Source organism: Rhizobium mayense, from assembly GCF_030272705.1.
In the GTDB taxonomy this organism is placed as follows: Bacteria; Pseudomonadota; Alphaproteobacteria; order Rhizobiales; family Rhizobiaceae; genus Rhizobium; species Rhizobium mayense.
Genome location: NZ_JARFYM010000040.1, coordinates 21,616 through 48,428, shown reverse-complemented (window position 1 = coordinate 48,428; position 26,813 = coordinate 21,616). Strand labels below are relative to the sequence as shown.

At 60.4% G+C, this 26,813-nt stretch carries 21 protein-coding genes and 1 riboswitch; of the genes, 9 read left to right on the top strand and 12 right to left on the bottom strand.

What is annotated here, in order from left to right; translation table 11 throughout:
* Window positions 1–159: 159 nt before the first annotated feature.
* The 5 genes from PY649_RS30400 to PY649_RS30380 all read right to left on the bottom strand — a co-directional run bounded on the left by PY649_RS30400 (window position 160) and on the right by PY649_RS30380 (window position 7,934).
* A complete protein-coding gene (locus PY649_RS30400; protein WP_285872611.1) occupies window positions 160–3,354 on the bottom strand; it encodes an efflux RND transporter permease subunit in 3,195 nt (1,064 codons plus the stop codon).
* Complete coding sequence (locus tag PY649_RS30395) at window positions 3,351–4,535, bottom strand: efflux RND transporter periplasmic adaptor subunit (protein ID WP_432761432.1); 1,185 nt, start codon at window positions 4,533–4,535, stop codon at window positions 3,351–3,353. The genes PY649_RS30400 and PY649_RS30395 overlap by 4 nt, the downstream gene beginning before the upstream one ends.
* A 320-nt stretch (window positions 4,536–4,855) precedes the next feature.
* Window positions 4,856–6,685, bottom strand: coding sequence for an ABC-F family ATP-binding cassette domain-containing protein (locus PY649_RS30390; protein ID WP_285872610.1), 1,830 nt, complete (start codon window positions 6,683–6,685; stop codon window positions 4,856–4,858).
* Window positions 6,686–6,687: 2 nt separating this feature from the next.
* The gene (locus PY649_RS30385; RefSeq protein ID WP_285872609.1) at window positions 6,688–7,341 is read right to left on the bottom strand and encodes a thiamine diphosphokinase; all 654 of its coding nucleotides are present in this window, start codon (window positions 7,339–7,341) and stop codon (window positions 6,688–6,690) included.
* 65 nt (window positions 7,342–7,406) lie between these two features.
* Window positions 7,407–7,934: a MarR family winged helix-turn-helix transcriptional regulator gene (locus PY649_RS30380; protein WP_285872608.1), complete on the bottom strand. Its 528-nt coding sequence runs from the start codon at window positions 7,932–7,934 to the stop codon at window positions 7,407–7,409.
* Window positions 7,935–8,148: 214 nt separating this feature from the next.
* On the opposite strand from PY649_RS30380, the gene PY649_RS30375 reads away from it, so the two are divergent.
* From PY649_RS30375 to PY649_RS30355, 5 genes are all read left to right on the top strand, one after another.
* Window positions 8,149–9,684, top strand: coding sequence for an MDR family MFS transporter (locus PY649_RS30375; protein ID WP_285872607.1), 1,536 nt, complete (start codon window positions 8,149–8,151; stop codon window positions 9,682–9,684).
* Window positions 9,685–9,754: 70 nt separating this feature from the next.
* Window positions 9,755–9,873, top strand: a riboswitch (TPP riboswitch).
* Window positions 9,874–9,923: 50 nt separating this feature from the next.
* Window positions 9,924–10,952 carry a thiamine ABC transporter substrate binding subunit gene (gene thiB / locus PY649_RS30370; RefSeq protein WP_285872606.1) on the top strand — a complete coding sequence of 343 codons (1,029 nt, stop codon included), beginning with the start codon at window positions 9,924–9,926 and terminating at the stop codon, window positions 10,950–10,952.
* A 7-nt stretch (window positions 10,953–10,959) separates the two neighbouring features.
* Window positions 10,960–12,603 carry a thiamine/thiamine pyrophosphate ABC transporter permease ThiP gene (gene thiP, locus PY649_RS30365; protein WP_285872605.1) on the top strand — a complete coding sequence of 548 codons (1,644 nt, stop codon included), beginning with the start codon at window positions 10,960–10,962 and terminating at the stop codon, window positions 12,601–12,603.
* Window positions 12,593–13,321, top strand: a complete 729-nt coding sequence (locus PY649_RS30360; RefSeq protein ID WP_285872604.1) for a thiamine ABC transporter ATP-binding protein — start codon at window positions 12,593–12,595, stop codon at window positions 13,319–13,321. Before thiP ends, PY649_RS30360 begins: the two co-directional genes overlap by 11 nt.
* 343 nt (window positions 13,322–13,664) lie before the next feature.
* On the top strand, window positions 13,665–15,125 hold the full coding sequence (locus PY649_RS30355; protein WP_285872614.1) for a M48 family metalloprotease: 1,461 nt from the start codon (window positions 13,665–13,667) through the stop codon (window positions 15,123–15,125).
* 158 nt (window positions 15,126–15,283) lie between these two features.
* Here PY649_RS30355 and PY649_RS30350 read toward each other — a convergent pair whose 3' ends face one another.
* The 5 genes from PY649_RS30350 to PY649_RS30330 form a co-directional block, all read right to left on the bottom strand.
* Window positions 15,284–16,147 (bottom strand): RNA polymerase factor sigma-32, encoded by an 864-nt coding sequence (locus tag PY649_RS30350; protein WP_285872603.1) that lies wholly within the window; start codon window positions 16,145–16,147, stop codon window positions 15,284–15,286.
* A 404-nt stretch (window positions 16,148–16,551) separates the two neighbouring features.
* A complete protein-coding gene (locus tag PY649_RS30345; protein WP_028751538.1) occupies window positions 16,552–17,124 on the bottom strand; it encodes a CarD family transcriptional regulator in 573 nt (190 codons plus the stop codon).
* 398 nt (window positions 17,125–17,522) lie between these two features.
* Window positions 17,523–17,861, bottom strand: coding sequence for a ferredoxin FdxA (fdxA, locus tag PY649_RS30340; RefSeq protein ID WP_285872602.1), 339 nt, complete (start codon window positions 17,859–17,861; stop codon window positions 17,523–17,525).
* Window positions 17,862–18,067: 206 nt separating this feature from the next.
* Window positions 18,068–18,472: an RNA-binding S4 domain-containing protein gene (locus PY649_RS30335; RefSeq protein WP_285872601.1), complete on the bottom strand. Its 405-nt coding sequence runs from the start codon at window positions 18,470–18,472 to the stop codon at window positions 18,068–18,070.
* A 3-nt stretch (window positions 18,473–18,475) separates the two neighbouring features.
* The gene (locus PY649_RS30330) at window positions 18,476–21,673 is read right to left on the bottom strand and encodes a helicase-related protein (protein WP_285872600.1); all 3,198 of its coding nucleotides are present in this window, start codon (window positions 21,671–21,673) and stop codon (window positions 18,476–18,478) included.
* A 1,298-nt stretch (window positions 21,674–22,971) separates the two neighbouring features.
* Here PY649_RS30330 and PY649_RS30325 point away from each other — a divergent pair.
* The 3 genes from PY649_RS30325 (at window position 22,972) to PY649_RS30315 (ending at window position 23,778) form a co-directional block, all read left to right on the top strand.
* A complete protein-coding gene (locus PY649_RS30325; RefSeq protein ID WP_285872598.1) occupies window positions 22,972–23,127 on the top strand; it encodes a DUF3309 family protein in 156 nt (51 codons plus the stop codon).
* 45 nt (window positions 23,128–23,172) lie between these two features.
* Window positions 23,173–23,427 (top strand): YMGG-like glycine zipper-containing protein, encoded by a 255-nt coding sequence (locus tag PY649_RS30320; protein WP_285872597.1) that lies wholly within the window; start codon window positions 23,173–23,175, stop codon window positions 23,425–23,427.
* Between the two features lie 177 nt (window positions 23,428–23,604).
* Complete coding sequence (locus PY649_RS30315; protein ID WP_285872596.1) at window positions 23,605–23,778, top strand: hypothetical protein; 174 nt, start codon at window positions 23,605–23,607, stop codon at window positions 23,776–23,778.
* Window positions 23,779–23,821: 43 nt separating this feature from the next.
* Here PY649_RS30315 and phbB read toward each other — a convergent pair whose 3' ends face one another.
* Together phbB and PY649_RS30305 are read right to left on the bottom strand one after the other, a co-directional pair.
* Window positions 23,822–24,547, bottom strand: a complete 726-nt coding sequence (gene phbB, locus PY649_RS30310) for an acetoacetyl-CoA reductase (protein WP_285872595.1) — start codon at window positions 24,545–24,547, stop codon at window positions 23,822–23,824.
* A gap of 236 nt (window positions 24,548–24,783) precedes the next feature.
* Window positions 24,784–25,965, bottom strand: a complete 1,182-nt coding sequence (locus PY649_RS30305; protein ID WP_285872594.1) for an acetyl-CoA C-acetyltransferase — start codon at window positions 25,963–25,965, stop codon at window positions 24,784–24,786.
* A gap of 239 nt (window positions 25,966–26,204) precedes the next feature.
* Here PY649_RS30305 and phaR point away from each other — a divergent pair, with 239 nt between their 5' ends.
* A complete protein-coding gene (gene phaR / locus PY649_RS30300; RefSeq protein WP_107109823.1) occupies window positions 26,205–26,777 on the top strand; it encodes a polyhydroxyalkanoate synthesis repressor PhaR in 573 nt (190 codons plus the stop codon).
* Window positions 26,778–26,813: the final 36 nt, after the last annotated feature.

Below are 26,813 nucleotides of genomic sequence, written 5' to 3'. Positions count from 1 at the left end.
CAACGCGCTACGACAAGCTCCTCGCAAACTTCAGAGGCTTCGTCATCATCGCGGCCATTACCATGTGGCTCAAATAGTTAAATCGTCACCACAGCCTAGAGCAATTCATGGAAAAGGCGAACTGAAGCGGTTCGAGCTTCCGTAAGACGCTGAACCGCTTTAATGCGTATCTGTCTTGGTGGCCGTCCTCAGGGGCTCCACCGATACGTCCTCTACGGCCTCCGGCTGCCGACGCCGCCTGCGCAGCACGACGTAGAAGACCGGGGTCAGGAACAAGCCGAACAGCGTTACGCCGAGCATGCCCGAAAAGACCGCAGTGCCGAGCGACTGACGCATTTCCGCACCGGGGCCGGTGGCGATCATCAGCGGCACGACGCCGAAGATGAAGGCGAAGGCGGTCATCAGGATTGGCCGCAAACGCAGATGGCTAGCCTCGATCGCCGCTTCGACGGCGCTCTTGCCCTCCAACTGCGCCTGTCGGGCGAATTCCACGATCAGGATCGCGTTTTTCGCCGCGAGGCCGATCAGCACGATGAGGCCGATCTGCGTCAGGATATTGTTGTCCATGCCCCGCAAGTGCACGCCGATCAGAGCAGCCAGCACCGCCAGCGGCACGATCAAGATGATGGCAAGCGGCAGGATCCAGCTTTCATATTGGGCCGAAAGCGCCAGGAAGACGAAGATAACCGACAGCGCGAAGATGTAGACCGCCGTGTTGCCGGTATTCCGTTCCTGATAAGCAAGCTCCGTCCATTCGAAGGTCGTGCCCGGCGGCAGCAGATTCTTCGCTAGTCCTTCCATCGTATCGAGCGCGGTGCCGGTCGAAACCCCCTGCCCCGGATTGCCCTGAAGAGGAACCGAGACATACATGTTGTAGCGTTGAACGAGCGTCGGCCCGGTCGTATCGCGAATGTCGACCAGCGTACCGAGCGGTACGAGCGCACCGGTGGCGGAGCGAACCTTCAGCGCGAGAATATCGTCGCGGTCCATGCGGTATTGCTGGTCCGCCTGCGCCCGCACCTGGTAGACGCGACCAAAGGCGTTGAAGTCGTTGACATAGGACGTGCCGAGATTGATCGACAACGTCTCGAAGATATTCGGGATCGGCACGTTCAGCGCCCGCGCCTTGTCGCGATCGATCGCCAGAAAATATTGCGGGCTGTTGGCCGAGAAAGTGGTGAAGACGCCACTGACGCCCTTGTTCTGTGCGGCCACACCCATGAGCTGATAGGCAATCGGCAGAATGCGGCGCATATCGGGGTTTTCCCGATCCATGATCTGCATCTTGAAGCCGCCGGAATTGCCGACGCCGCGGATAGAAGGCGGCGGGATGGCAATGATGAAGGCTTCCTGGATGCCTTGCAGACTGCCGTAGAGCTGGCCGATGATCTTGCTGGCCGAATCTCCGCTCTTCAGCCTTTCCTCGAACGGCTTGAAGGGCGTGAAGATGACGCCGGAATTCGAGGCATTCGTGAAGGTTGCGCCGTTGAAACCAGCGAAGGCGACAGCGTTTTCAACACCCGGCGTTTTCCTGATGATATCAGTCGCCTTCTGGATGACCGCGTTGGTACGCGCGAGCGACGCGCCATCCGGCAACTGCACGACGACGATGGCATAGCCCTGGTCCATGGTCGGGATGAAGCCTTGCGGCACGATCTTGCCCATGTACAACGTCGCACCAAGCAGCCCGATGAAAACGAGAAGTGCACAGCCGCGCGCGACCCAGGTGGTGACCAGATGGCGGATGATCCAGGAATAGCCCCTGCTCATCCGATCGAAACCCTGGTTGAACCCGTTACCCAGAGCGCGGCCGAAGCGTGAGAAGATGTTGTTCGATTTCTGATGGTCGTGCGGACGCAGGACGATCGACGCAAGCGCCGGCGACAGCGTCAGCGAATTCAGGCAGGAGATCGCCGTCGCAACGGAAATAGTGACGGCGAACTGCCGGTAGAATTGCCCCGTTATGCCCGGAATGAAAGCCGTCGGCAGGAAGACGGCAATCAGGACCAGCGAGATTGCCAGCACGGCAGTGCCGACCTCGTTCATGGTCACATGCGCGGCCTCTCTCGGCGTCATTCCGAGTGCGAGATTGCGCTCGACATTTTCGACGACGACGATCGCATCGTCGACGACGATGCCGATGGCCAGCACCAGGCCGAACAGCGTCAGCATGTTCAGCGAAAAACCGAGCGCAAGCAGAAAGGCGAAGGTGCCGATCAGCGATACCGGAATTGCCACGATCGGAATGATCGCCGTTCGCCAGGATTGCAGGAAGACCAGTACGACGATGGCGACGAGGATCGCGGCCTCGAAGATCGTCTTGTACACCTCGTTGATCGATTCCGAGATGAAGTCGGTCGGATTATAGACGATGCGATATTCGAGGCCCTGGGGGAAATCCTGCGCCAGATCCTTCATCGTCTTCTGGATGGCGGCTGCGGCGTCGAGCGCATTGGTGCCAGGCCGCGCAAAGATGCCGAGCGCAACGGCGGGGGCGCCATTCAGATAACTGTTGGTGACGTAGTCCTGGGCACCGAGCTCTATGCGCGCCACGTCCTGCAACTGCACGAGCCGGCCGCTATCAGTCGCCTTGACGATCACATAGCGGAATTGCCGCGGATCGGAAAAACGTCCCTGGGTCGTCACTGTATACTGAAAGGCGTTGGTGCCCGAAATCGGCGGACCGCCGATCGCGCCGCCCGATACCTGCACGTTCTGATCTCGCAGCGCCTGGACGATGTCGCCGGCCGTCATGCCGTAGGCGGAGAGCTTTTCCGGGTCGAGCCAGATGCGCAGCGAATACTGCCGCTCGCCGAAGAGCTGCACGTCGCCGACACCGTCGAGCCGGACGAGAAGGTCGCGGATACGCGTGCGGGCGTAGTTGGAAATATAGAGCTGATCATAGCGGTTGCTGGGCGAAAGCAGATGCACGACCATCATCAGATCGGGCGAGCTTTTGACCGTGGTGATGCCGATACGGCGGACATCGTCCGGCAGGCGGGGTTCGGCGATGGCGACGCGGTTCTGGACCAGCACCTGCGCCTTGTCGAGATCGGTGCCGAGCTTGAAGGTGATGGTCAGCGACATCGAACCGTCGGCACTGGAATAAGAGGACATGTAAAGCATGTCCTCGACGCCGTTGACTTCCTGCTCGATCGGCGTCGCCACCGTATCGGCAATCGTCTGCGAATCCGCGCCGGGATAGGACGTTCGCACCACGATGGTCGGCGGCGCGACCTCCGGATATTGCGCGACTGGCAGCTGGAAATAGGCGATGCCGCCGACGATCAGCAGCACGATGGAAAGGACCGACGCGAAAATCGGACGGTCGACGAAGAAATGGGAGAATCTCATTGGTCCGACCCCTGAACCGCTGCCTGGGCCGGCGCCTCTTCGTTCGACGCCTCCTGCGGAAGCTGGATCAATTGTGGAGCGACCTTTACGCCGGGCCGGATGCGCATCAGCCCGTTGACGACGATGGTCTCGTCACCGGTCATGCCGCTGCGGATGACGCGATAGCCGTAAAGCTTCGGACCAAGCCGCACGGACTTCGGTGTAATGCCACCATCGGCACCGACGACGTAGACGACGCGCTGATCCTGATCGGCGCCGATGGCTTCATCGGGAACGAGGATTGCCTTATAGCTGTTGGAACCCGCGACCTGGATGCGCCCGAACAGGCCGGGCTGCAGGACGAAATTCGGATTGGGGAAACGAGCGCGCACGCGGATCGTACCGCTCTCGTTGTCGACGCGGTTCTCTGCGAAATCGAGCTTGCCCTTGAACGGCTGCTGGCGCGGGTCGGCGATCGTCACGGTGACGTCGAGGCCACCGCCACCCTGCTGCAGGGCGCTGCCATTCTTGCGCGCCTCATCGGCATAGGAAAGCAGGCGCCGCTCATCGACGTCGAAATAGAAATCGATCGGATCGAGCGCCACGATTGACGTCAATACGGTCTGATCGGCCTGGACGAGGTTGCCGACCGAAATCAGGCGCCGGTCGATACGACCGCTGAGCGGTGCGGTGATCCGGGTATATTCCATGTCGAGCGAGGCGCGATCGACGGCCGCCTGCGCTCCGCGGACATTTGCCTGCGCCGAGATCAGGTCGCGACGGCGATCGTCGAGATTGGAGGCGGACAGACTGCCGGTACCCGCCAATGCCTGTGTCCGCTGAAATTGCGCATCGGCGTTCGTGAGCGTCGACTTCGCGACTTCCAGGGAAGCTGTGGCTTCATTCAGCGCATTGATGTAGGGCCGCTGGTCGATGACGAAGAGCAGGTCTCCCTGCTTGACCATGGTGCCGTCCTGAAAATGCACTTCCTGAAGATAGCCGCCGATACGCGAGCGGACGGAAACCTCGTCGACCGCCTGGAAGCGCCCGATGAATTCATCGCTATCGATCACGTCCCGGACGATGGGCTTGGCGACCGTCACCGGTGCTGCGGGCGGTGCACTCTGCGCCAGCGCCTGAGACCCGGTGAGAACAGCAATTGCACAGCTGAATAAAGCGACACGCGCCAGCGTCATCGGCATGAAGGACCCCCTAAACAATAGATCACCCACGGCAAAACTGCCGCGTCAAGCGTTCGTCATGTCTGCCTGCAGCCTTCTGCGAAGAACCTGCCTTTGCCCATAGCGGCTCCCGGCTAGGTCTCTTCGGACTTCCCAATGCGTCGCGGATGATTGATGATCCGCATGCTGTCCGGCTCAAGGGCCGGCACTTTTAACATAATGTATAAACAGTTTATCGATTTCGACAACAGAGAATTGCTACGGCGCATCGGCCGCAACTATTTGTTTTCTTTATTATACCGATAGCGATGAAAGGTTGATGACACGGTATTGACCGGTCCTCACCCTTCCAGCTCTTCCCGCAGCATCTCGAGTTGCAGCCATTCCTCTTCCATTTTTGTCAGGCTGTCGCGCAGCTTTTCCATTTCCGCGGCAAGGCGGTTGAAGCTGGCCGGATCCTTGGCGAAGAGGTTGGGATCGGCCATTTTCTTTTCGCGGGCGGCGATCTCAGCCTCGGCCTTCGCCATCTCCTTCGGCAGGTTTTCTAGGGCGAATTTCTGCTTGTAGGAGAGCTTGCCCCTGCCCTTCGAAGGCTCGGCGGCGGCTGCCGAGGTTTCAGCGGCTCGCGGTTTCTCGGCCGTCTTTTCGGCTCGCCGGCGCTCCTCGATCGCGCCCTTGCGCTGGGCAAGCATGTCGGAATAGCCGCCGGCATATTCGATCCAACGACCATCCGGCTCCTCGGGATTGGCGGGAGCTATGGTCGAGGTCACGGTGCGGTCGAGGAAATCACGATCGTGGCTGACGAGGATAACGGTGCCGTTGAAGCCCGCAACGATCTCCTGCAGCAGATCCAGCGTCTCGATATCGAGATCGTTGGTCGGTTCGTCGAGGATCAGGAGATTGGTCGGCCGCGACAGGATGCGGGCCAGCATCAGCCGGGCGCGCTCGCCGCCGGAAAGATTCTTGATCGGCGTGCGCGCCTGCTCCGGCTGGAAAAGGAACTCCTTCATATAGCCTGTGACATGCCGTTGCTCGCCGTTGACCAGCAAGTTCTCACCGCGGCCGTCCGTCAGATAATTGGCGAGCGTATCCTCCGGATTAAGGTCTTCCCGCTTCTGGTCGAGTGTCGCGATCTCCAGATTTGTGCCGAGCTTGACTGTGCCGTTATCCGGCGCCAATTGGCCGGTCAGCATCTTCAGCAGCGTCGTCTTGCCGGCGCCGTTCGGACCAACGAGACCGATGCAGTCGCCGCGATGCACCCGGATCGAAAACGGCGCGACGATGAGGCGCTCGTCATAGGTCTTGATGATCTTGTCAGCCTCGATCACCAGCTTGCCACTCTCCTGCGCGTCGGCGGCCGCCGCCTGCACGGCTCCCTGCGGCCCCTTGTGGCCGCGATGACGCGCGCGCATGTCCTGCAATTCGCCCAGGCGGCGCATATTGCGCTTGCGCCGCGCGGTCACGCCATAACGCAGCCAATGTTCCTCGCGCTCGATCGCCTTGCCGAGCTTATGCTGTTCCAGCTCCTCAGCTTCCAGCACCTGGTCGCGCCAGGCTTCAAAAAACGCAAAACCGCGATCGAGCCGCCGCGACGTGCCGCGGTCGAGCCAGACGGTCGCCGTCGATACCTTTTCCAGGAAGCGACGGTCGTGGGAGATGAGCACCAGGGCGCTGCGACTCTTCTGCAGCTCGCCTTCCAGCCACTCGATGGTTGGCAGGTCCAGATGGTTGGTCGGCTCGTCGAGCAGCAGGATATCAGGCTCCGGCGCAAGAACGCGGGCCAGAGCCGCGCGGCGCGCCTCGCCGCCCGAGAGATTTTTCGGGTCTTCCTCGCCGGTCAGGCCAAGATGTGACAGCAGATAGGTGACGCGATAGGGATCGTCGCCCGGTCCAAGACCGGCTTCGGCATAGGCGGCGACGGTCTTGTAATCGGCAAAGTCCGGCGCCTGCTCGAGATAGCGCACCGTCGACGACGGATGGCGGAAGACTTCTCCGGACTGCGCCTCGACGAGGCCGGCGGCGATCTTCAGGAGTGTCGACTTGCCGGAGCCGTTGCGGCCGACAAGACAGATCTTGTCACCGGGCTCCACCTGCAGCCCGGCACCGGCGAGCAGCGGCGCGCCGCCGAAGCTCAGGAAGATGTCGTCAAGTTTCAGGATGGGAGGGGCCAAGATCAGACTCCACTGAGATCATAGGGGCGGGCGAGGACAATGGCCCTGCCGCTGCCGAGCGAAAGGCGCACGACGCCCTCCGCTACATTGGAAATGGTGCGCGATGCGCCGAAGGGCAGATGGAAATCGCGCAGGGGATAGCGAGCATTGTGAATGAAGAGACTCGTCAGATCGCTGAAGCCGAGAATGGAAAACAGCGAGCCGGCCGGCAACGCCAGTTCCAGATCGCCCGGCAGCAGCGGCACGGCCTCTTCATCGCCGGAGGTCAGCAGGACGTCGAAACCTTTTTCGGCGAGCTGAACGCCATAGAGCAGATGCTGGATGGCGTGATCCGAACGCTCTCCACCCATGGCACCGGCAAGGATCAACCGTTTCGCGCCGCGGTCGATCGCTTCCGATATGGCAATCTCGCCATCCGTCGCCGCCTTTGCCGCCGGATAGGGCTGTTTGGGCACATGCGGGAATGCGCCGCGCAACTCCGCCGGCGTCGAGTCGAAATCGCCGACCCAGAGTTCGGGCGTCGTATTGAGCGTCACGGCATGACGCATGCCGCCATCCGCCGCGATGAAACGGCTGCCGGCCGTGGCCGCACGCAGCCGGTCCGTCAGGCGAAGCTCGCCGCCGAGGAGAATGGTGAAGGTGGTGGATTGGCTCATGTGCCAAGCCCATAGCGCAAAGACGTGTCTCTAGGGAAGAGCGCTGTTTAGTGCCCAGCCGGCATTCAGCCGTCCGTGTCCTTGAGACGCGTCTGAAAAGCATGTTCATAGCCGCCGATAAAACGGTCGAACAAACGCGAGAACGCCTCGATATCCTCAGCCGGCCAATCAGCCACGATGCCCTCGATCAGAGCGAATTTCTGCGCCTGGATCTCGGCGAGCAACCTTTGGCCGAGCGCGGTGAGCACGACGACGATGCGGCGCGCATCTGCCTGCGACGCCTTGCGGCGCAGCACGCCTCGGGCGACCATCTCGGCGACGATACGGCTTGCCCGCGACGGATCGATGCGCAAGATCTCGGCAATTGCCCCGACTGTGACTTCGCCGGACCCTTCCGCGCGCCTCACGGCATCGATGACGTCGAGATGCGAAAGTTCAAGGCCCGGCGCGACATTCTGGATGGCAAGCCGGCCGATCATGCGGCGGCCCGTCATCACGCGCATGCGCGTCATCACTTGCCCGATACGCAACAGGTTTTCATCTTCGGGCAATGGCGAGGCTTCAACTTCTCGTGTGGTTGTTGCTGTTGTCATCAATCCAACATATCAGAGACGGACAAGAATTAAAATATGCAAACAGCATTCACTTGTCATTGACAATTATATGCTGATAGCACATATGTTGTTTCGGGACATCCGTTTTCGGATATTAGCACGAAAGCGCCATGTTCCGCATTCAGGAACCGGGGCGTTCCTATGCGTTCGGTCGAGCGCATAGCGTTCCGGGCAAGCTCGGATTTCTCGTTCCATGGATATGCAAACTACGCCCGCGCCACTCGTGGCGGATCACCGTCGCCGGCTTATTCTCTTCTTTTTCCTGATGACCGCCATGTTCATGGCAACCCTGGACAACCAGATCGTATCGACGGCGTTGCCAACCATCGTCGGGGAATTTGGGCACCTGGAACGTTTCGGCTGGATCGGCTCGGCCTATCTGCTCGCTCTTTCGGCCTCCATGCCGGTCTACGGCAAGCTCGGCGACCTCTTTGGCCGTAAATATGTGATGATGGCCGCAATCGCCATCTTCACCATTGGTTCGGCCGTCTGCGGCCTTGCGGTATCGATGAACACGCTGATTGCCGCCCGCGTCCTGCAGGGCCTTGGCGGCGGCGGCATCCTGGTGTCGATCTTCGCCGTCAATGCCGATCTGTTCGAGCCTCGGGAGCGCGCCCGTTACCAGAGCTATTCCAGCCTGGTACTGATGGCCTCCGGCGCCATCGGCCCCGTTCTCGGCGGCACGATGAGCGACCTCTTCGGCTGGCGCTCGATCTTCCTCGTCAACGTACCGATCGGCTTCGTCGTCCTTGCCGGCCTCGCCTTCATGCTGCCTTACCGCAAGCCGGCCCGCCGCCCGAAGATCGACTATGCGGGCGCGATCCTCCTTGCGCTGACCACCACCAGCATCGTGCTCGCCGCAGATGGCACCGAGCTCTTCGGTTCGCTGCTTGCGCCACAATGCCTCGGCATCATCGCTTTTGGCGTCTTGTGTGCGCTGGCCTGGGTTTTCGTCGAACGCCGCGCGTCGGAGCCGATCGTCCCGCTGACGCTGTTCAGCAACCCGACCTTCGGCCTGCTCCTGATCATTTCGGTCACGAGTGGCGCGGTCGCCATCGGCATGGTCAATTATTTCGCGCTCTTCCTGCAGACGACGACCGGCCTGTCGCCGTCGATGGCCGGCCTGCTGTTCATCCTGTTGACCGGTGGCATCGTCTGCGGCTCGCTCTCGGCCGGCCGGCTGATTTCGATGAGAGGTCGCTACAAGCCCTTCGCCATCGCCAGCGCGGCCTGCAGCACCATTGCTTTCGTCACGCTGGCGCAGGTTCATGCCGGCACGCCGATCGTGTTCATCGGCGCCCTGATGCTGCTGCACGGCATTGGCATCGGTCTGGCGCAGCAGGTCCCGGTCATCGGTGTGCAGAATGCCGCCGCCAGCCGTGACGTTGGTGCCGCCACCGGCGCCGTGACGCTCTCGCGCATGGGCGGCGCATCGATCGCCATCTCCATCTACGGCGCCATCATCGCCGCCAAGCTCAGCGACGTCGGCGTCTCCATTCCCGGCGTTGCCAACATCGAGGAACTGACACCGAAGATGATGGCTGCCTTGCCGGAAGCCACACGCGAAGGTGTTGCCAATGCCTATGCGAGCGCTTTCAGCCCGCTGTTCATGACGGCCGCCGGCTTCTGCTTTATTGGCCTGCTGACCTCCATTGCGCTCAGGAATGTGCAGCTGCCCAACGCCGCCAAGAAGCTCGACAGCTCGGCTGCCGCCCACGCCGCCGAGTAAGACATCAGGCCTGCAATCGACAGGGGAATCATTCCCCTTGTCATCCCTTCGTCACAGGACTAAACCTGCCAACGCTCTAACGGGGTGCCTTATGTCTTTTAGAAGACATCTGGCTGAGAGGCTTTCACCGGCCAACCCGCGGAACCTGATCCGGCTAACACCGGCGGAGGGATTAGACGCGTGACGAAATCATGGCGCCCTTTTCCCGTTCGAGACGAAACCAACGAGGAGGCGCTGTCATGCCCAACCGATCGCTGCTGTCACTGTTCACCGGCCTGGCTCTCGCCGCCGGCGCAACGCTTTTTGCCGCCCAGGGCGCGGAAGCCGCCGACAAGACGCTTACCATCTACACCTATGAAAGTTTCACCGCCGACTGGGGTCCGGGCGCCAAGGTCAAGGCCGCCTTCGAGAAGACCTGCGGTTGCACGGTCAATTACGTCAGCGTTACCGACGGCGTGGCCCTGCTCTCCCGCCTGAAGTTAGAGGGACCCGGCACCAAGGCCGATGTCGTTCTCGGCCTCGACACCAATCTCGTCGACGAGGCCAAGGACACCGGCTTGTTCGATGCCAGCAGCGTCGACACATCTGGCCTGAAGGTTCCCGGCGGTTTCAAGGACGACGTCTTCGTTCCCTACGACTACGGCCATTTTGCCGTCGTCTACGACACGCAGACGATTAAGAACCCGCCGAAGAGCATGAAGGATCTGGTCGAGGGTGATCCTTCACAGAAGATCGTCATCGAGGACCCGCGCACCTCGACGCCGGGCCTCGGGCTGCTGCTCTGGGTCAAGTCGGTCTATGGCGACAAGGCGGCGGATGCCTGGACGAAGCTGAAGGGCCGCATCCTGACGGTGACGCCGGGCTGGTCGGAAGCCTATGACCTCTTTACCAAGGGCGAGGCACCGATGGTGCTCTCCTATACGACGTCGCCGGCCTATCACATGATCGAGGACAAGACCGACCGCTATCAGGCGGCTGCCTTCTCCGAAGGCCACTACATCCAGATCGAAGTGGCCGGCCTGATCAAATCCTCGCCGAACAAGGAGCTTGCCCGTGACTTCCTGAAGTTCATGGTCTCACCCGGCTTCCAGGACACGATCCCGACCAACAACTGGATGATGCCGGTCTCGGCCACCTCCGAGCCCCTGCCGGATGCTTTCAGCAAGCTGGTCGTACCGTCCAAGACCTTCCTGATGGCTCCCGACGTGGTCGAGAAGAACCGCAAGGCCTGGATCGACGAATGGCTGGCGGCCACCAGCACGAACTGACATCGAGATGATACTGACGGCATCCGAGAGAAGACGTGCCATTGCCGGCGGAGCGCTCGGTCTCGCCGGCATCGCGCTTTTCATCGGCCTTGCCATCGTGACCTTGCTGGCTGCCGGCATCCAATCCGCCGGCGGCAATCCGCTCACCGAGCCCTACCTTCTGCGCGTGCTGCGCTTCACGCTGCTGCAGGCGACGCTGTCCACCCTTATTTCCGTTGCCCTGGCAATTCCGGTCGCCCGCGCGCTCGCGCGGCAGCCCCGCTTTCCTGGTCGGCTCTGGCTGATCCGGCTGATGGCCGTCCCCATGGGCCTGCCGGTGCTGATCGGCGCTCTCGGCCTGCTCGGCATCTGGGGACGCCAAGGCGTGCTCAATCAGGCGCTGACCGGGCTCGGCCTGTCGCAGCCGGTCAGCATCTATGGGCTGACAGGCATCCTGCTGGCGCACGTCTTCTTCAACCTGCCGCTGGGGGCTCGCCTGATGCTTGCCGGGCTGGAACGCGTGCCGGCGGAGTATTGGCTGATGGCCGGCGGGCTCGGCATGCGCCCGACCTCCGTTTTCCGCTTCATCGAATGGCCGATGCTGCGCGGCCTCATCCCCGGCATATCGGGCCTGATCTTCATGCTCTGCGCCACCAGTTTCACACTGGTGCTGATCCTCGGTGGCGGCCCGGCAGCGACTACGCTCGAGGTGGCAATCTACCAGGCGCTTCGCTTCGATTTCGACCCCGGCCGCGCGGTGGCCCTGTCCCTTCTGCAAATCATGGTGACCGCCGCCATTCTCGGCGCGATGGCTCTGCTTCCGGCACCGGACGATCACGGGCTGACGGCAGGCCGTGCGGTACGGCGGATCGACGGAGCATTGCCCGGCCCCAAATTGATCGACGGTGCATCGCTCCTGCTTGCCACCCTGTTCATCGGCCTGCCGCTTGCCTCTGTGGTCGTCACCGGCTTCAAGGCCGATCTTCTCAGGCTTCTCGGCCAGACGATCTTCCTGCAGGCGATCTTGACTAGCCTCATGATCGCGCTCGGCGCCGGCAGTCTGGCGATCCTCGCCGCCTTCGCCATTATTCGCGCCCGCTCGGTCATATCCGCCGAACGCCGCAAAGTGCCTGGCCTGCGCGGCCTGGCGATCGCCTTGAGCGGCACCTCCTCTCTGGTCCTGCTGGTGCCGCCGATCGTGCTGGCGACCGGATGGTTCCTGGCGCTCAGGCCGTTTGCCGACCCCACGCGCTTCGCCGCCCTTCTCATTAGCGTCATCAACGCCCTCATGGCGCTGCCCTTCGTCATCCGCGTCCTCGAGCCGGCCTATGCCGTCCATCGTCGCCGCACCGAACGTCTGGCGGCAAGCCTCGGCCTTCAAGGATTGTCGCGACTGCACCTGATCGACTGGCCCGGCCTGCGCAAGCCGTTCTTCACCGCCCTCTCCTTCGCCATGGCGCTTTCGCTCGGCGATCTCGGCGCCATCGCCCTCTTCGGCTCCGACAGCCTGATGACGCTGCCCTGGCTGGTCTACAGCAAGCTCGGCAGCTACCGCACCAATGACGCGGATGGGCTTGCATTCATCCTGGGGCTGGTATGTCTTCTCCTGACCATCGCCGGCACTGCCGGTCAAGGCAGGCATGAGGACGAAGGCAGGCGGAATGACCGATAATCAGGGCACGGCGGATCGGGGCATCGCGATGGCCGGCGTCGAACTGCAGCTCGGCACGCATGATTTCCGCTTCGATTGCGACCTGCCCCAGGGCAAGATCATCGCTATCACCGGTCCCTCCGGATCGGGAAAGTCCACCTTCCTCAATCTGCTCGCCGGCTTCGAGACGCCGGATCGTGGCCGCATCATGCTCGCCGGGCGGGACGCGACCCGGCTGCATCCTTCGGAACGGCCTGTGTCCCTGGTCTTCCAGGATAACAATCTTTTTGCCCATCTCGATCTCTTCACCAATGTCGGATTAGGCATCAGCCCGTCGCTGAAGCTCACCGCGGACGATCGGCAAAGGATTTCGGGGGCCTTGGCGCGAGTGGGGCTTGCCGGTTTCGACGGACGTAAACCAGGCACCCTTTCCGGTGGCGAGCGGCAACGCGCCGCCTTCGCCCGGGCGCTGGTGCGCGACAAGCCGATCCTTTTGCTCGACGAGCCCTTCGCAGCCCTTGATCCCGGCCTGCGCTCCGGCATGGCGGAGCTGTTGACGGCGCTTCACCGCGAGACCGGCAATACGGCACTGATCGTCTCGCATGATCCAGCCGAAGTCCGCCGCCTTGCCGATCATGCGATCTTTATCGACGGCGGAACAATTCGGCTTTCAGCTTCTATCGAGCATTTCCTGAAGCAGGAGGGTATTCCGGCACTGACCACATTTTTGCAGCATTGAATGCGCTGCCGCGTTTTGATGGCAGTTTTGCCTTAATTTCGTCGCTGCGGGCGGCTGAAAGTCCAGGGAAATGCTTGCTAAAATACAACGCTGCTACAATTAAACGGAGTCTCGCTATGCAACTGCTGCCGAAATCGGCTACAGCAAAAGGCGGAGACCACTCGGGTGAACTCAGGTCCGATCGGGGTGGATGCAACCTTTGACGAAACGCGGCGATGATCGGCCTAGCCATGATCAACCGAGTTCGGCGGCCGGCCGGCGTGGCAGCGAAATGAGTGGGACACGAGCACTGAAGCAGAGCAAGCACGCAGGACGAAGGATCGGCGCGACAGTCGTGGCGCGTATGCGCCCTTTAACCCCCGTCCTCATTGCCGCGATGGTGCTCAACGGCTGTCAGTCGGTGCTGGATCAATCCTATCAGCCGAATGTTTCGCCCTCCGCCAATCCGCAGATCGTTGCCGAAGTACAGAAGAACGATCCGCGTGCGCAGATGGGCGCCCGCGAGCATCCGCGCATTCTTGCCAGCTATGGCGGCGAGTATAAGGACGCCAGGACCGAGCGCTTGGTCGCCCGCATCGCCGGCGCGCTGACCAGCGTGTCGGAAAATCCGCAGCAATCCTATCGTATCACCATTCTGAATTCGCCGTCGATCAACGCCTTCGCGCTGCCGGGCGGCTATCTCTACGTCACCCGCGGTCTGTTGGCACTCGCCAACGACGCCTCGGAAGTCGCCGCCGTGCTGTCGCACGAGATGGCGCACGTCACCGCCAATCACGGCATCGAGCGCCAGAAGCGCGAAGAGGCGGAGGTCATTGCCAGCCGCGTGGTCGCCGAAGTCCTGTCGAGCGATCTTGCCGGCAAGCAGGCGCTCGCCCGCGGCAAGCTGCGCCTTGCCGCCTTTTCCCGCCAACAGGAGCTGCAGGCCGACGAGATCGGCATCCGCACACTCGGCCAGGCCGGCTATGACCCCTATGCCGCCGCCCGCTTCCTCAACGCGATGGAAGACTACAGCCACTTCATGTCGGCCAATTCCGACGCCGACCAGAGCCTCGACTTCTTGTCGAGCCATCCGAGCACGCCGCAGCGCATCGATCTCGCCAAGGCGCATGCCCGCGAATTCGGCGAGGAAGGCAAGGTCGGCGATACCGGCCGCGACTACTACCTCAACGGCATCGACGGCCTGCTTTATGGCGACAGCCCCGAGGAAGGCTATGTGCGTGGCCAGACCTTCCTGCACGGCGGGCTCGGCATCCGCTTCGACGTGCCGCCCGACTTCCACATCGACAACAAGGTCGAGGCGGTCATGGCAACTGGACCCGGCGACATTGCCGTCCGCTTCGATGGCGTTGCCGACAGCCAGAACCAGAACCTGACAAATTACATTTCCAGCGGCTGGGTTACCGGTCTCGATCCCTCGACCATCAAGGCGATCACCGTCAATGGTATGGAGGCGGCAACCGCGCGTGCCTCGGCTGATCGCTGGGATTTCGACGTCACCGTTATCCGCGACCGCGCCCAGATATTCCGCTTCCTGACGGCTGTGCCGAAAGGCAATATTGCCGCACTGGAGCAGACCGCCGATGTGCTGCGCTCAAGTTTCAGGCATATGACGCCGGAGGAAGCCTCGTCGCTGAAGCCGCTACGCGTACGCGTCGTCATCGTCAAGCCGGGCGACAACATCACAACGCTCGCCGCCCGTATGATGGGCACCGACCGCAAGCTCGACCTGTTCAAGCTGATCAATGCCCTGCCGACGGGCGCAACGGTTGCACCCGGCGACAAGGTAAAAATTATTTCGGAATAGACGAAAGGTTCCTCCTTCTTTCCTCGGGGAGAAGGTGCCGAAGGGCGGATGAGGGGGCCGAGGAGCAAAGCGACGAGCGCTTTGAGCACCAGCTTCCCGGTAACGCCCTTCAACCCGCGCGTACAGCGCGACCTTCTCTCCGTCGAGGAGAAGGTATTTTACGCATAGCTCGCCATGCGCGGATCGGCGTCAACCAGGGCGCTGCGGAGCTTCTCCATGGCGCGGCTTTCGATCTGGCGCACGCGTTCCTTGGAAATGCCGAGATCGGCGCCCAGCTCCTCCAGAGTAGCACCGTCCTCCACCAGGCGGCGCGCCCGGATGATCTTCATCTCGCGCTCGTTCAGGTGCTTCAACGCCGAGGCCAGCCAGACGCGACGGCGCTCGCCATCGATCATGTTGGAGACCTGTTCGTCCGGCAGCGGCTCGTCGCTGATCAGGAAATCCATGCGTTCGGCGCTTTCGGCATCGCCGGAAATCGAGGGTGCCTGCAAGGACGCGTCATTGCTGGAAAGGCGCGCATCCATGGTCTGCACGTCGGCAAGGCTGACGCCAAGGGCGACGGCGATTTCCTCATGGATTGACTGCACGGTGACGCCGGTATTGCCCCTTGCGAGCTTGGCACGCAGGCGGCGGAGATTGAAAAACAGCGCCTTCTGCGCCGAACTCGTGCCGCCGCGCACGATCGACCAGTTGCGTAGGATGAAGTCCTGGATCGACGCCCGGATCCACCAGCTGGCGTAGGTCGAGAATCGCACTTCCCGTTCGGGTTCAAACCTTGCCGCCGCCTCTAGGAGACCTACATAGCCTTCCTGTACCAGATCGCTCATCGGCAAGCCGAAATTGCGGAATTTGCCCGCCATCGAGATAACGAGGCGCATATGGGCCGTAGCGATCTTGTTGCGAGCGCCGCGGTCGTCGTGATCCTTCCAGCGGATGGCGAGGTCGTGCTCTTCGTCGCGGTCGAGATAGGGGGCGGCCATCGCGATCTTAATCATACGCCGATCTGCAGACATATTTTTCATATACATATCCCCTAAATCCTACCCCAAAATCGTCTCTGTGCCGCGGTCAACGGAAAGGCAGCAAACATCGTTTCCGGACATTGCTGCGCGGATGAAAATCTATGAATTGAATGCGATGGAGACCGGCCCGATGTCCGGACGGTCGGTTACGGGTCTATTTCGGCTTCACCGAAATGACCTAGCGAACGAAATGGCTTCAGATCGCCGGGAAATTTCCAATCAAAACGCATGGGGTCCGGTCCTCGTGAACGTTAAGGGAAACGGCTGGTCGAGAAACTCATATCACGAGAGATTCACACCAGCCGCAAATACGGGAGATAAACGCAGCAGACCGAAAAAGGTTCCAAAGAAAAAACCCGGCACGATGGCCGGGTTTTTTGGATGTGGTGTCTTGGCCTGTGGCCTTATGCGGCTTCGTCCTGGGAATCGTCTTCTTCGACGACCTTGCCGCGCTTCGGGCCTTTGTTCAGGTTGACCTCGACGAGGCGGACAGCCTCGGTCTCGGACATCTTGTTGACAGCAGCGATTTCGCGCGCCATGCGATCGAGCGCAGCTTCATAGAGCTGGCGTTCGGAATAGGACTGCTCAGGCTGGTTTTCAGCGCGATAAAGATCGCGAACCACCTCGGCGATGGAGATCAGATCGCCGGAATTGATCTTGGCATCATATTCCTGGGCACGGCGCGACCACATGGTGCGCTTGACGCGGGCCTTGCCCTGAACGACCTTAAGCGCCCGGTCGACGAAATCCGTCTCGGAAAGCTTACGCATTCCAATGCTCATGGCCTTGGCCACGGGCACCTTCAGACGCATCTTGTCTTTTTCGAAGTCGATTACAAAAAGCTCAAGCTTCATGCCGGCGACTTCTTGCTCTTCAATCGCGGTGATCGTACCCACACCATGAGCGGGGTATACGATCGATTCACCAGTCTTGAAGCCATGGCGTGCTGCTGAAGGTTTTTTCTGCTGGATCGTCATTCTTTTCAAAAACTCCCTGTTACGCACCCGGCGCGAACCGGGGCCGGGTCAGTCAGGCCCGGATGAGACGGAAGCACCGTCGGGGTGACTTCATCCTGGTCCAGCCAGACGCATGCAAAAAGAAATCCGTTCATCGCGATCCCAGACCCGACAACTCAAAATGTTGATATGTCAAGGAAACCGCGCGCGGATTGCTTATTTGCTTTCGTGATGGTTTGGGGCACACATAATGCCGCAGTGGATCAGTGTGAGGAAGCTATCACAAAAATCTGAGGAAATCAATATTTTGCTTTACGCACACCAAGCAGCCACATTGACCGCACGTGCGGCCAACGGCATTGATTCGTGTTCACTCGTTACCGAGTACACCTTTATCGACGGCCTGTCACGGCCTTCGATCAGTCGCCGGAACCGGGGTTGGCCGAGAAATACTTCTCGAACTTGCCTTGTTCGCCGTCCATTTCCTTGGCGTCCGGCAACGGATCGCGCTTGACCGTTATGTTCGGCCAGATCGATGCATAATCCGCGTTGATTTTCAGCCACTTGTCGAGACCCGGCTCCGTATCGGGCTTGATCGCCTCGGCAGGACATTCCGGCTCGCATACGCCACAATCGATGCATTCATCGGGATGGATGACGAGAAAGTTCTCGCCTTCGTAGAAGCAGTCGACGGGGCAGACTTCCACGCAATCTGTGTATTTGCAGCGAACGCAATTATCGGTCACGACGTATGTCATGAAGCACTCCAGGGATTTCTCTCGTTTCCGTGGATGCGCAACCTGGAACGTCGCGCCTTTCCCTCGGAAGCCGGCGGCAAACGAATGCGCTATGCGCAGGTAGGCCGACCGACTGGTTACCAGCGGGTTGACCGTGAGGTACCGGCTTTGCTGGCCAATTTCAAGGACAAACAATCCCGAAAATCACGGAGACCGGATAGAGTTTTCTAATCATCCTCAGACGTCAGCCTGTCGATCGCGCGCCGATCGCGTTTCGTCGGCCGTCCGCTGCCCGGCACGCGGCTTGCCTGCTCGAACGGAGTGAGACGTTTTGTCTCATCTGGCGGCGGCGTCAGGTCCTCATAGAGCAACTTCGCCTCTTCGAAAGGACCTCTCCGCTCGCCCGGAAGACGCACGATCAGGATGACGTCGCGACGCTCCAGCGCGAGTTCGACCCGGTCGCCAGCCTTGACGCCATAGCTCGGCTGCACGACCCGCTCGCCATTCACCCGCACGCTGCCGTTTTGGACATAGACCTGCGCCAACGAGCGGGATTTTACCATACGGGCAAAGAACAGCCACTTGTCGATGCGCTGGCGCGAACCGGAAGATGGCTGTCTCTCGTCCGTCATGGCCTATTTCTTCATCTGCTCCTTGAGCGCTGCGAGCTTGGCGAAAGGAGAATCCGGATCGATCGGCTTTTCCTTGCGCGGCGGCTTGGCTTCGAAACGCAGCGGCTGCGACACGCCGCGATTGTTGCGGTCGTTCCGGTCATTGCGATCGTTACGCTCTTTCCGTTCGCCGCGATCCTGGCGGTCGTTACGCTCGGAACGATTGCCCTGATGTTGCGGGCGACCGCCGTCGCGATTGCCGCGCGGACCTCCGTTGTCACCTCGGGCCTCGCGCCCTTCGCGATTATCCCGGCCTTCGCGATTGCCTTCGCCGCCCGCCTGCTGCTCACCGCCGCCATTGCGGCGATTGCCCTGATGACCGCGTCCCTCGCCCTGACCGTGCTGGCCGCGGCGATGATCGCCATGGCCGCGTCCGCCCTGGCGCTGCTGGTTGTCGCTGCGTCCGCCAAGACGCCAAAGCAGAACCGGCTTCGGCTCGACCGGTTCGGCGGCAACGACATCGGCACCAGGCAGCTCGGCTACCGCCGCGGCGGCTTCGGCAGGCTCGGCGGCGGCGGCAGCCGGCTCAGCCGGCGCTTCCGCTGCAGGGGCTGCATCCTGTGCGACGGCTTCACCTTCCGTAGCCGGCTCATCGCTGTGGCTATCGGCATCGTCATGATCGGCCTTTTCGGCGGCTACTTCCGCAGCCGGCGCTGCCGCAGCGGGCGCAGAAGCGACATCCTGCTGCGCGAGGAAGGCCGTGGCATCTTCCGCCTTCACGGCGTCGGCGCGATAGCCAAGACCCTTCAGGATCTCTTCCATATCCTCCAGCGTCGCGCCGAGGATGGAGAGCATAGACGTCGTCGTCGTGAAACGGCGGCCGTCATAGGCACCTTCCGGGCGCGAGGCCTGACCGGGCTTCCACTGCAGCAGCGGACGGATGATATCCGCCAGCCGTTCGAGAATGTCGATGCGCACCGCACGCTTTCCGAGAAAACGGAAGCCGGCGAGCTTGTAGAACATGCGCTCGAAGCTCGGATCCGTGACGACGGATGTACGGCCGGCGGCCAGAACCGGGATCAGGTCGCCATAGCCCGGCTTGTCGAGGCCGTCGTTCTTCAACGCCCAAAGCAGGGTGATGAGCTCGGCCGGAGCCGGCTTCAACAGGGCGGGCACAAAAATGTGGTAGGCACCGAAGCGGACGCCATAGCGGCGCATCGAGGCGCGCGCATCCTGATCGAGCGACTTCACCTCTTCGGTGACGTCGCGGCGGAAGAGCACGCCTAGGCTTTCGACGAGCTGGAAGGCCAGCCCCTTGGCGAGACCCTGCAGGTCCTCGGCGCGCGACAGGTCGTCGAGCGGCTTCAAGACCGTGCTGATATGATGATTCACGAAGCGCTCGATGCGCGCCGCCACATGGTCGCGCGCATTGCCCGTCAACTGCTCGTCCGCGAGCAGGATGACGCGCGGACGCATGACGTGATCGCTGCCCGAAAGCCGCGCCACGGGATCGCCGAGCCAACGGACGAGGCCATCCGCGCTGATCGCCAGATCGCTGTTGCCGGCCGCGTGGATACGGGCGGCGCGCGCCTCGAACTCCAGCGCGAGCGCCTTCTGCGAGGCCGTCTGGACAGCCTTGGCGTCCGGCCCCTCGGTTCCCGCGATAGGCGTGAACCGGAATCCGGTCAACTGTCCCACATGATGCCCCTCAACGAAGACATCCCCATTCACACTGATTTCAGCTTCCAGCATCGCATTCTCTCTCAGGCGCTTCATGAGCACAGATGTCCTGCGATCAACAAAGCGTTTCGTCAACCTTTCATGTAACGCATCGGACAATCGATCTTCGATTTCCCGCGTCTTTTCTTGCCAGTGTGTCGGATCGGCAAGCCAACCGGGCCGATTCGATACATAGGTCCAAGTCCTTATCTGCGCTATTCGCGCCGAAAGCGTGTCAATCTCGCCATCAGTCCGATCGGCACGATGCACTTGTTCGGCAAGGAAGTCTTCCTTTACCGTGCCATAGCGCACGAGGTCGGAAAAGAGGGTGGCTATAAGATCGGCATGCTGGGCGGGTGTAATCCGCCGATAATCCGGAAGCGCGCAGGCTTCCCATAATTTTTCGACCCGCGCCGAATTGCTGGCGAGATCGGAAATCTCCAGATCGCGCGACAGATATTCCAGCGCCTGCTGATCGACCGCCGGCAGCGCGCGCGTCAGGCCCTGTACGCGCGGCGCGCTCTCAAGGCTCGCGCGCAGCGAAGCGATCGAGGAAAAATCGAATTCCTTGGTGCGCCATTGTAGCACCTTGACCGTATCGAACTCATGACCCTCGATGCGCCGTACCAACTCGTCGTCGAAGGGATCGACCTGACCGGTCACGCCAAAAGTGCCGTCCTTCAGGTGACGGCCAGCGCGGCCGGCGATTTGGCCGAGCTCGCCCGGATTGAGATTGCGGAATTGATAGCCGTCGAACTTGCGATCCTGGGCGAAAGCGACGTGATCGACATCGAGATTGAGACCCATGCCGATCGCATCGGTCGCCACCAGATATTCGACATCGCCGGCCTGATAGAGAGCAACCTGTGCATTGCGGGTACGCGGGCTGAGCGCCCCGAGGACGACAGCCGCGCCGCCGCGCTGGCGGCGGATGAGCTCGGCGATGGCATAGACCTCGTCGGCGGAGAAGGCGACGATCGCCGTGCGTTGCGGCAGGCGGGTGATCTTCTTCTGCCCGGCATAAAAGAGATGCGACAGGCGGGGCCGCTCGACGACCGTGATCCCCGGCAACAACTGCTCGAGAATCGGCCGCATCGTACCCGCGCCAAGCAGCAGCGTCTCGTCACGCCCGCGCAGATGCAGAATGCGGTCGGTGAAGATGTGGCCGCGTTCGAGATCGCCTGCGAGCTGTACTTCATCGATCGCGACAAAGGACGCGCGCGTCTCCCGCGGCATGGCCTCGACAGTGCAGACGGAGTAACGCGCATTCGGCGGCGAAATCTTCTCTTCCCCGGTGACCAGCGCCACATATTGCGCCCCGACCTTTTCAACAACGCGGGTGTAAACCTCGCGCGCGAGCAGGCGCAGCGGCAGGCCGATGACGCCGTTGCCGTGCGCCACCATGCGCTCGATGGCATAATGGGTTTTGCCGGTATTGGTCGGTCCGAGCACCGCGGTCACGCCGCGTCCGCTCAGGATCATTGGCTGCGAAGTCAGAGTCATAGGTCCATGCATGGGCGAGAAACCGCTGTCTTTCCGATCAACAAGCTCCCCAGGGAAGAGAAGAAGAGATGACGACCATATGTGACAAAGGCAAGACCCGAATGAAAAAACAGCGGTCGCGGCATGCGATTTCATTGCTGGCGGGCTCAACCGAAAGCTACATTGTCCTTGCACCCCAGGCGAGTCCTGAGGAGTCCGGAACAGCTTGAGAACGAATCAGCGACGAATCGCTGACTCACCACGGTTCTCGTTCTGTTCACTACTATATATGGATTTTGATTCACAGAATCCCACCAAATACTGAATCGCACACAGACCCACTTTTCACGTGAATCAAGAGTCAAGAGGCAAATCCGGCAGAACGATAGCCGCGCTCGAAAACATGGTTAACCGCTTGTTAAGCCGGTAAATTCCCCTGAGAATCCGGCCCTGAAACTTCCGAATTAAGATTCGGGCCAAAGCCGGAACGAATCGGCGACGAATCACTGACATCGGCCGATTCTGCATTTGTTCCACACAACATCTAGGGTTATTCCGAACGAAACGCACAGGACTCTGATTGGTTGAAACATAGAATCCTGCCGAATCGTGGATTGCGATTAACTTTTAAGCGAAACCATATATGACAAATTCATAAATTCGCGCATAAATTGAATCCGTTAACACGTCGACCAAAGCCGGAACGAATCAGCGACGAATCGCTGATTCGCTCATGTACTCGATTTGTTCACAGCTAGATATAGCGTTCGGATAGGGCAACTCATCCAAATGGAGAACGGGGAGGCGACACGATTAGCCTCAAAAATCGCTGGTATTAACCATTTCGCTGGCGAAGTACCACTTTTCGGCGATCAGGTTTAAGTCCACCTCTTCGAAAGAGGTAGATCTTTGGATGAACCAGTCGTCCCAGCATTAACCAAAGCCCAAATGCAGAACGAATCGCTGACGAATCGCGGACAGGTCCAGTTTCCTGTTTCGTTCACCGCAACATATTGTATTTAAATCAATTTTTAACCATATGCAGAGGTCGTCGGTGGACATTTTCCGCAGGTGTTCGAGCGCGTGTGTTAACACTTTTGGCCAGCCCGCCAGCTTACTTCCATGACTTGTTATTTCTGAGCCGGAACAATTTCTCGCGAAACAAGTTTCTATTCACGGCGACAGTGGTGCGCTACTCATTAGAGGGGGACGATAAAGGACGCATCGGGACTTTGAATCTAGCGCATCTTATCTGCCTGGGTGACGTAACGTCACTCCGGCGGGGGTGCTCTAGGCGCCAGACTCGGAGGAAATTTGTCATGCTTGGTACAATATTACTCGTGATTTTGATTCTGTTGCTGATCGGTGCACTTCCGAACTGGGGTTACAGCCGGGGTTGGGGTTACGGTCCATCAGGTGGTCTCGGACTTGTTCTTGTCATCCTCCTCATCCTGCTACTGATGGGCCGGATCTGATCCGGCCGATATTGTTGAAGACCTCAACCACTAGGGAGCATTATCATGAAGAAAATCATCGTCGCGATCGCCCTTGTCGGCGCACTTGCCTCATGCACCGCGACCGAAAGGGGAACAGCCATCGGCGCCGGAACGGGCGCGATCATAGGCGGTGTTGCCAGCAATAGCTGGGGTGGTGCCGCAATTGGCGCCGTCGCCGGCGGTGCCGTCGGCTATCTCATCGGCCGGTCCCATGAGCACCCGGGCTATTGCATTTACCGTGACCGCAACGGCCGCCGCTATGAGGCTCGCTGCCGCTAAGGCGGTTACCGGCTAAGATCGATTTCTTTTGGCCGATCGTCGACGCTCTGTCGGCGATCGGTCGTAAAAGCGAAATCATCCGCGCCGACAATATTGGACCGATATTTTTCTTGAGACGAACACACCCACGCCGGTCTCGCGGGGATCGGGTCAGCGTTTTTGGAAAGGAACGGCACCATGGCCGAGATCATTGCAAGCATCGCAGGGCTCGCTCTTGTCGGCACCACGTTTATTGTGCTGGGTTATGCCGCGCGGATGCGGGAGAAGGAAATGCGGCGTATAACCTTTGAGCCCGTCGTTTTGGAATTCAAACGCCGGCAGCGGCGATCCGCGAATTCAAGCCAGCGATGATTGCCGGGCATCCCGGCAATCATCTGGCACTTGCGCTTCCAGATCAAACGACGAATTGACCGCCATTGGCGCTGATCGTCGACCCCGTGATGAAGCCGGCGTCATCGCCGACGAGGAAGACGACGATGCGGGCAATTTCCTCTGGATCGCCCAGACGGCCGACGGGGATCTGCGGGATGATCCGCTCGTTCAAGACCTTTTCCGGCACCGCAAGCACCATCTCAGTGCCAATATAGCCAGGGCAGATGGCATTGACGGTGATATTCTTGGCGGCACCCTCCTGCGCAAGCGCCTTGGTGAAGCCGAGGTCGCCGGCTTTGGCGGCGGAATAGTTCGCCTGACCCATCTGGCCCTTCTGCCCGTTGATCGACGAAATATTGACGACGCGGCCAAAGCTGCGGTCGCGCATGCCCTGCCAGACATGATGCGTCATGTTGAACAGGCCTGTGAGGTTGGTGTTGACGACCTCGTGCCATTGCTGCGGCGTCATTTTGTGGAACATGGCATCTCGGGTGATCCCGGCATTGTTGACGAGAATCTCGATCGGACCGAGTTCGCCCTGAATCTCGGCGATGCCCTTACCGCAGGCTTCATAGTCGGACACGTCCCACTTATGGACGGAAATGCCCGTCACTTCATGGAAAGCCCGTGCCTTCTCGTCATTGCCGGCATAGGTTGCCGCAACCCGATAGCCCGCATTGCGCAACGCCATTGAAATGGCCGCCCCGATGCCGCGGGTACCACCTGTCACCAACGCCACTCTGCTCATATTCCACTCCCCTCTGTTGTCGCCAAAGCGGATCAGCGTTCTCGAATCGCTTAATCCCTCTCTCGCTATTTACTTTAGCACGATCTTATTCAAAACCATCTCGCACTGTTTGGGGACCGAGCGAAGCGCCCTGGAGCGCTGTGCGTTCATGCGAACGCACAAAGATCGCTCTAGCCTTTTGAATCCAGAGCATCTTTTCCGCTTTCAGGTGAGATCACCTGAAAGCGGAATGCTCTCTAGAGCGCTTCGAAGCACATGGCGACGCCCATGCCGCCGCCGATGCAGAGCGTGGCGAGGCCCTTCTTGGCGCCGCGACGCTTCATTTCGAAGAGAAGCGTGTTGAGGATGCGGGCGCCGGAAGCACCGATCGGATGGCCGATGGCGATGGCGCCGCCATTGACGTTGACGATGGACGTATCCCAGCCGAGATCCTTGTTGACGGCGCAGGCTTGCGCGGCAAAGGCCTCGTTGGCCTCGATGAGGTCGAGGTCGCCGACAGACCAGCCCGCCTTTTCCAGCGCCTTGCGCGAGGCTGGGATCGGACCGGTGCCCATGATCTGCGGGTCGACGCCGGCAGTTGCCCAGGAAACGATGCGGGCGAGCGGCTGGATGCCGCGGCGCGAGGCTTCCGCCTCGGTCATCAGCACGGCAGCGGCCGCTCCGTCATTGATGCCTGATGCATTGCCGGCCGTTACCGTGCCTTCCTTGTCGAAGGCAGGGCGCAGCTTGGTCATGTTGTCCAGCGTCGCACCGTGACGGATAAATTCGTCGGCATCGACGCTGACGTCGCCCTTACGGCTCTTGACGATGAAGGGCACGATCTCGTCCTTGAAACGGCCGGCGAGCTGCGCGGCTTCGGCCTTGTTCTGCGAGGAAACCGCGAACTGATCCTGGTCGTCGCGCGAAAGCTGCCACTGACGGGCGATGTTTTCCGCCGTGATGCCCATATGATAGCCGTAGAAGGCATCCGTCAGGCCGTCCTTGATCATCGTATCGATCATCTTCATGTCACCCATCTTGGTGCCGCCGCGAAGATGGGCGGCATGAGGGGCCATGGACATGGATTCCTGGCCGCCGGCGACGATGATCTTGGCGTCGCCAGAAGCGATCTGCTGCATGCCAAGTGCTACGGCGCGCAAACCGGAGCCACAGAGCTGATTAACGCCCCAGGCGGTCGCTTCCTGCGGAACGCCGGCCTTCATGGCGGCCTGGCGAGCCGGGTTCTGGCCTTCGCCGGCCTGCAGCACCTGACCGAGGATCACCTCGTCGACTTCCTTGGCATCGACACCGGAGCGCTCCAATGCGCCCTTGATCGCAGCTGCGCCGAGCTCATGAGCCGGGATGGTCGCAAAGGCGCCGTTGAAGGAACCGACAGCAGTGCGAGCTGCACTGGCGACGACGATGGATGGATTGCTCATGGAAGCCTCCTCACAGGTTGGACATATATAAGGCGAAACTGTCAAAGCTTTGCGCCCGAGTCAAACGACAAGAATTTTGGTCTTCCAGATTTCATGAAGTCGTCATCACCCGGCAAAAAATACAATTAAAGGAAAGGGCTTGCCGCATCGCACAAACCGATTGTCACCAAGCTTCTTTTGCGTCTACACTTGGCGGTGGAGGAGTTTCCATACAATCAGACGGGGCCAGGAGACTGATAATGGCAAAAAATGAGGGCCAGATCGTTATCAAGAAATATGCCAATCGCCGCTTATACAATACCGGCACCAGCACATACGTGACGTTGGATGACCTAGCGGAGATGGTGAAAAAGGGAGAGGAATTTATCGTCCAGGATGCAAAAAGCGGCGAGGAGATCACGCATTCGGTTCTAACGCAGATCATTTTCGAACAGGAATCGAAGACCGGAAATACGCTGTTGCCGATTTCGTTCCTCAGGCAATTGATCACCTATTACGGCGATCAGATGCAGATGGTCGTGCCGAGCTTTCTCGAACATTCCATGCGCGCCTTTACCGAGCAGCAGACACAGATGCGCGAGCAGATCAACCGCGCCTTCGGCGAAACGCCGCTCGGCAAGAACCTGCAACTGCCGATCCAGATGGTCGAGGAGCAGGTCCGCCGCAACACAGAAATGTTCCAGCAGGCCATGCAGATGTTTTCGCCCTTCATGAAACCGCCGGCGAAAGAAAGCCGCAAGGCGGAGGCAAAGGACATCGACGAGCTGAAAGAACAGCTCCGCGCTATGCAGAACAAGCTGGACAGTTTGTGAGCATCCTACCCTCGCCCCATCGGGGAGAGGGTAAAA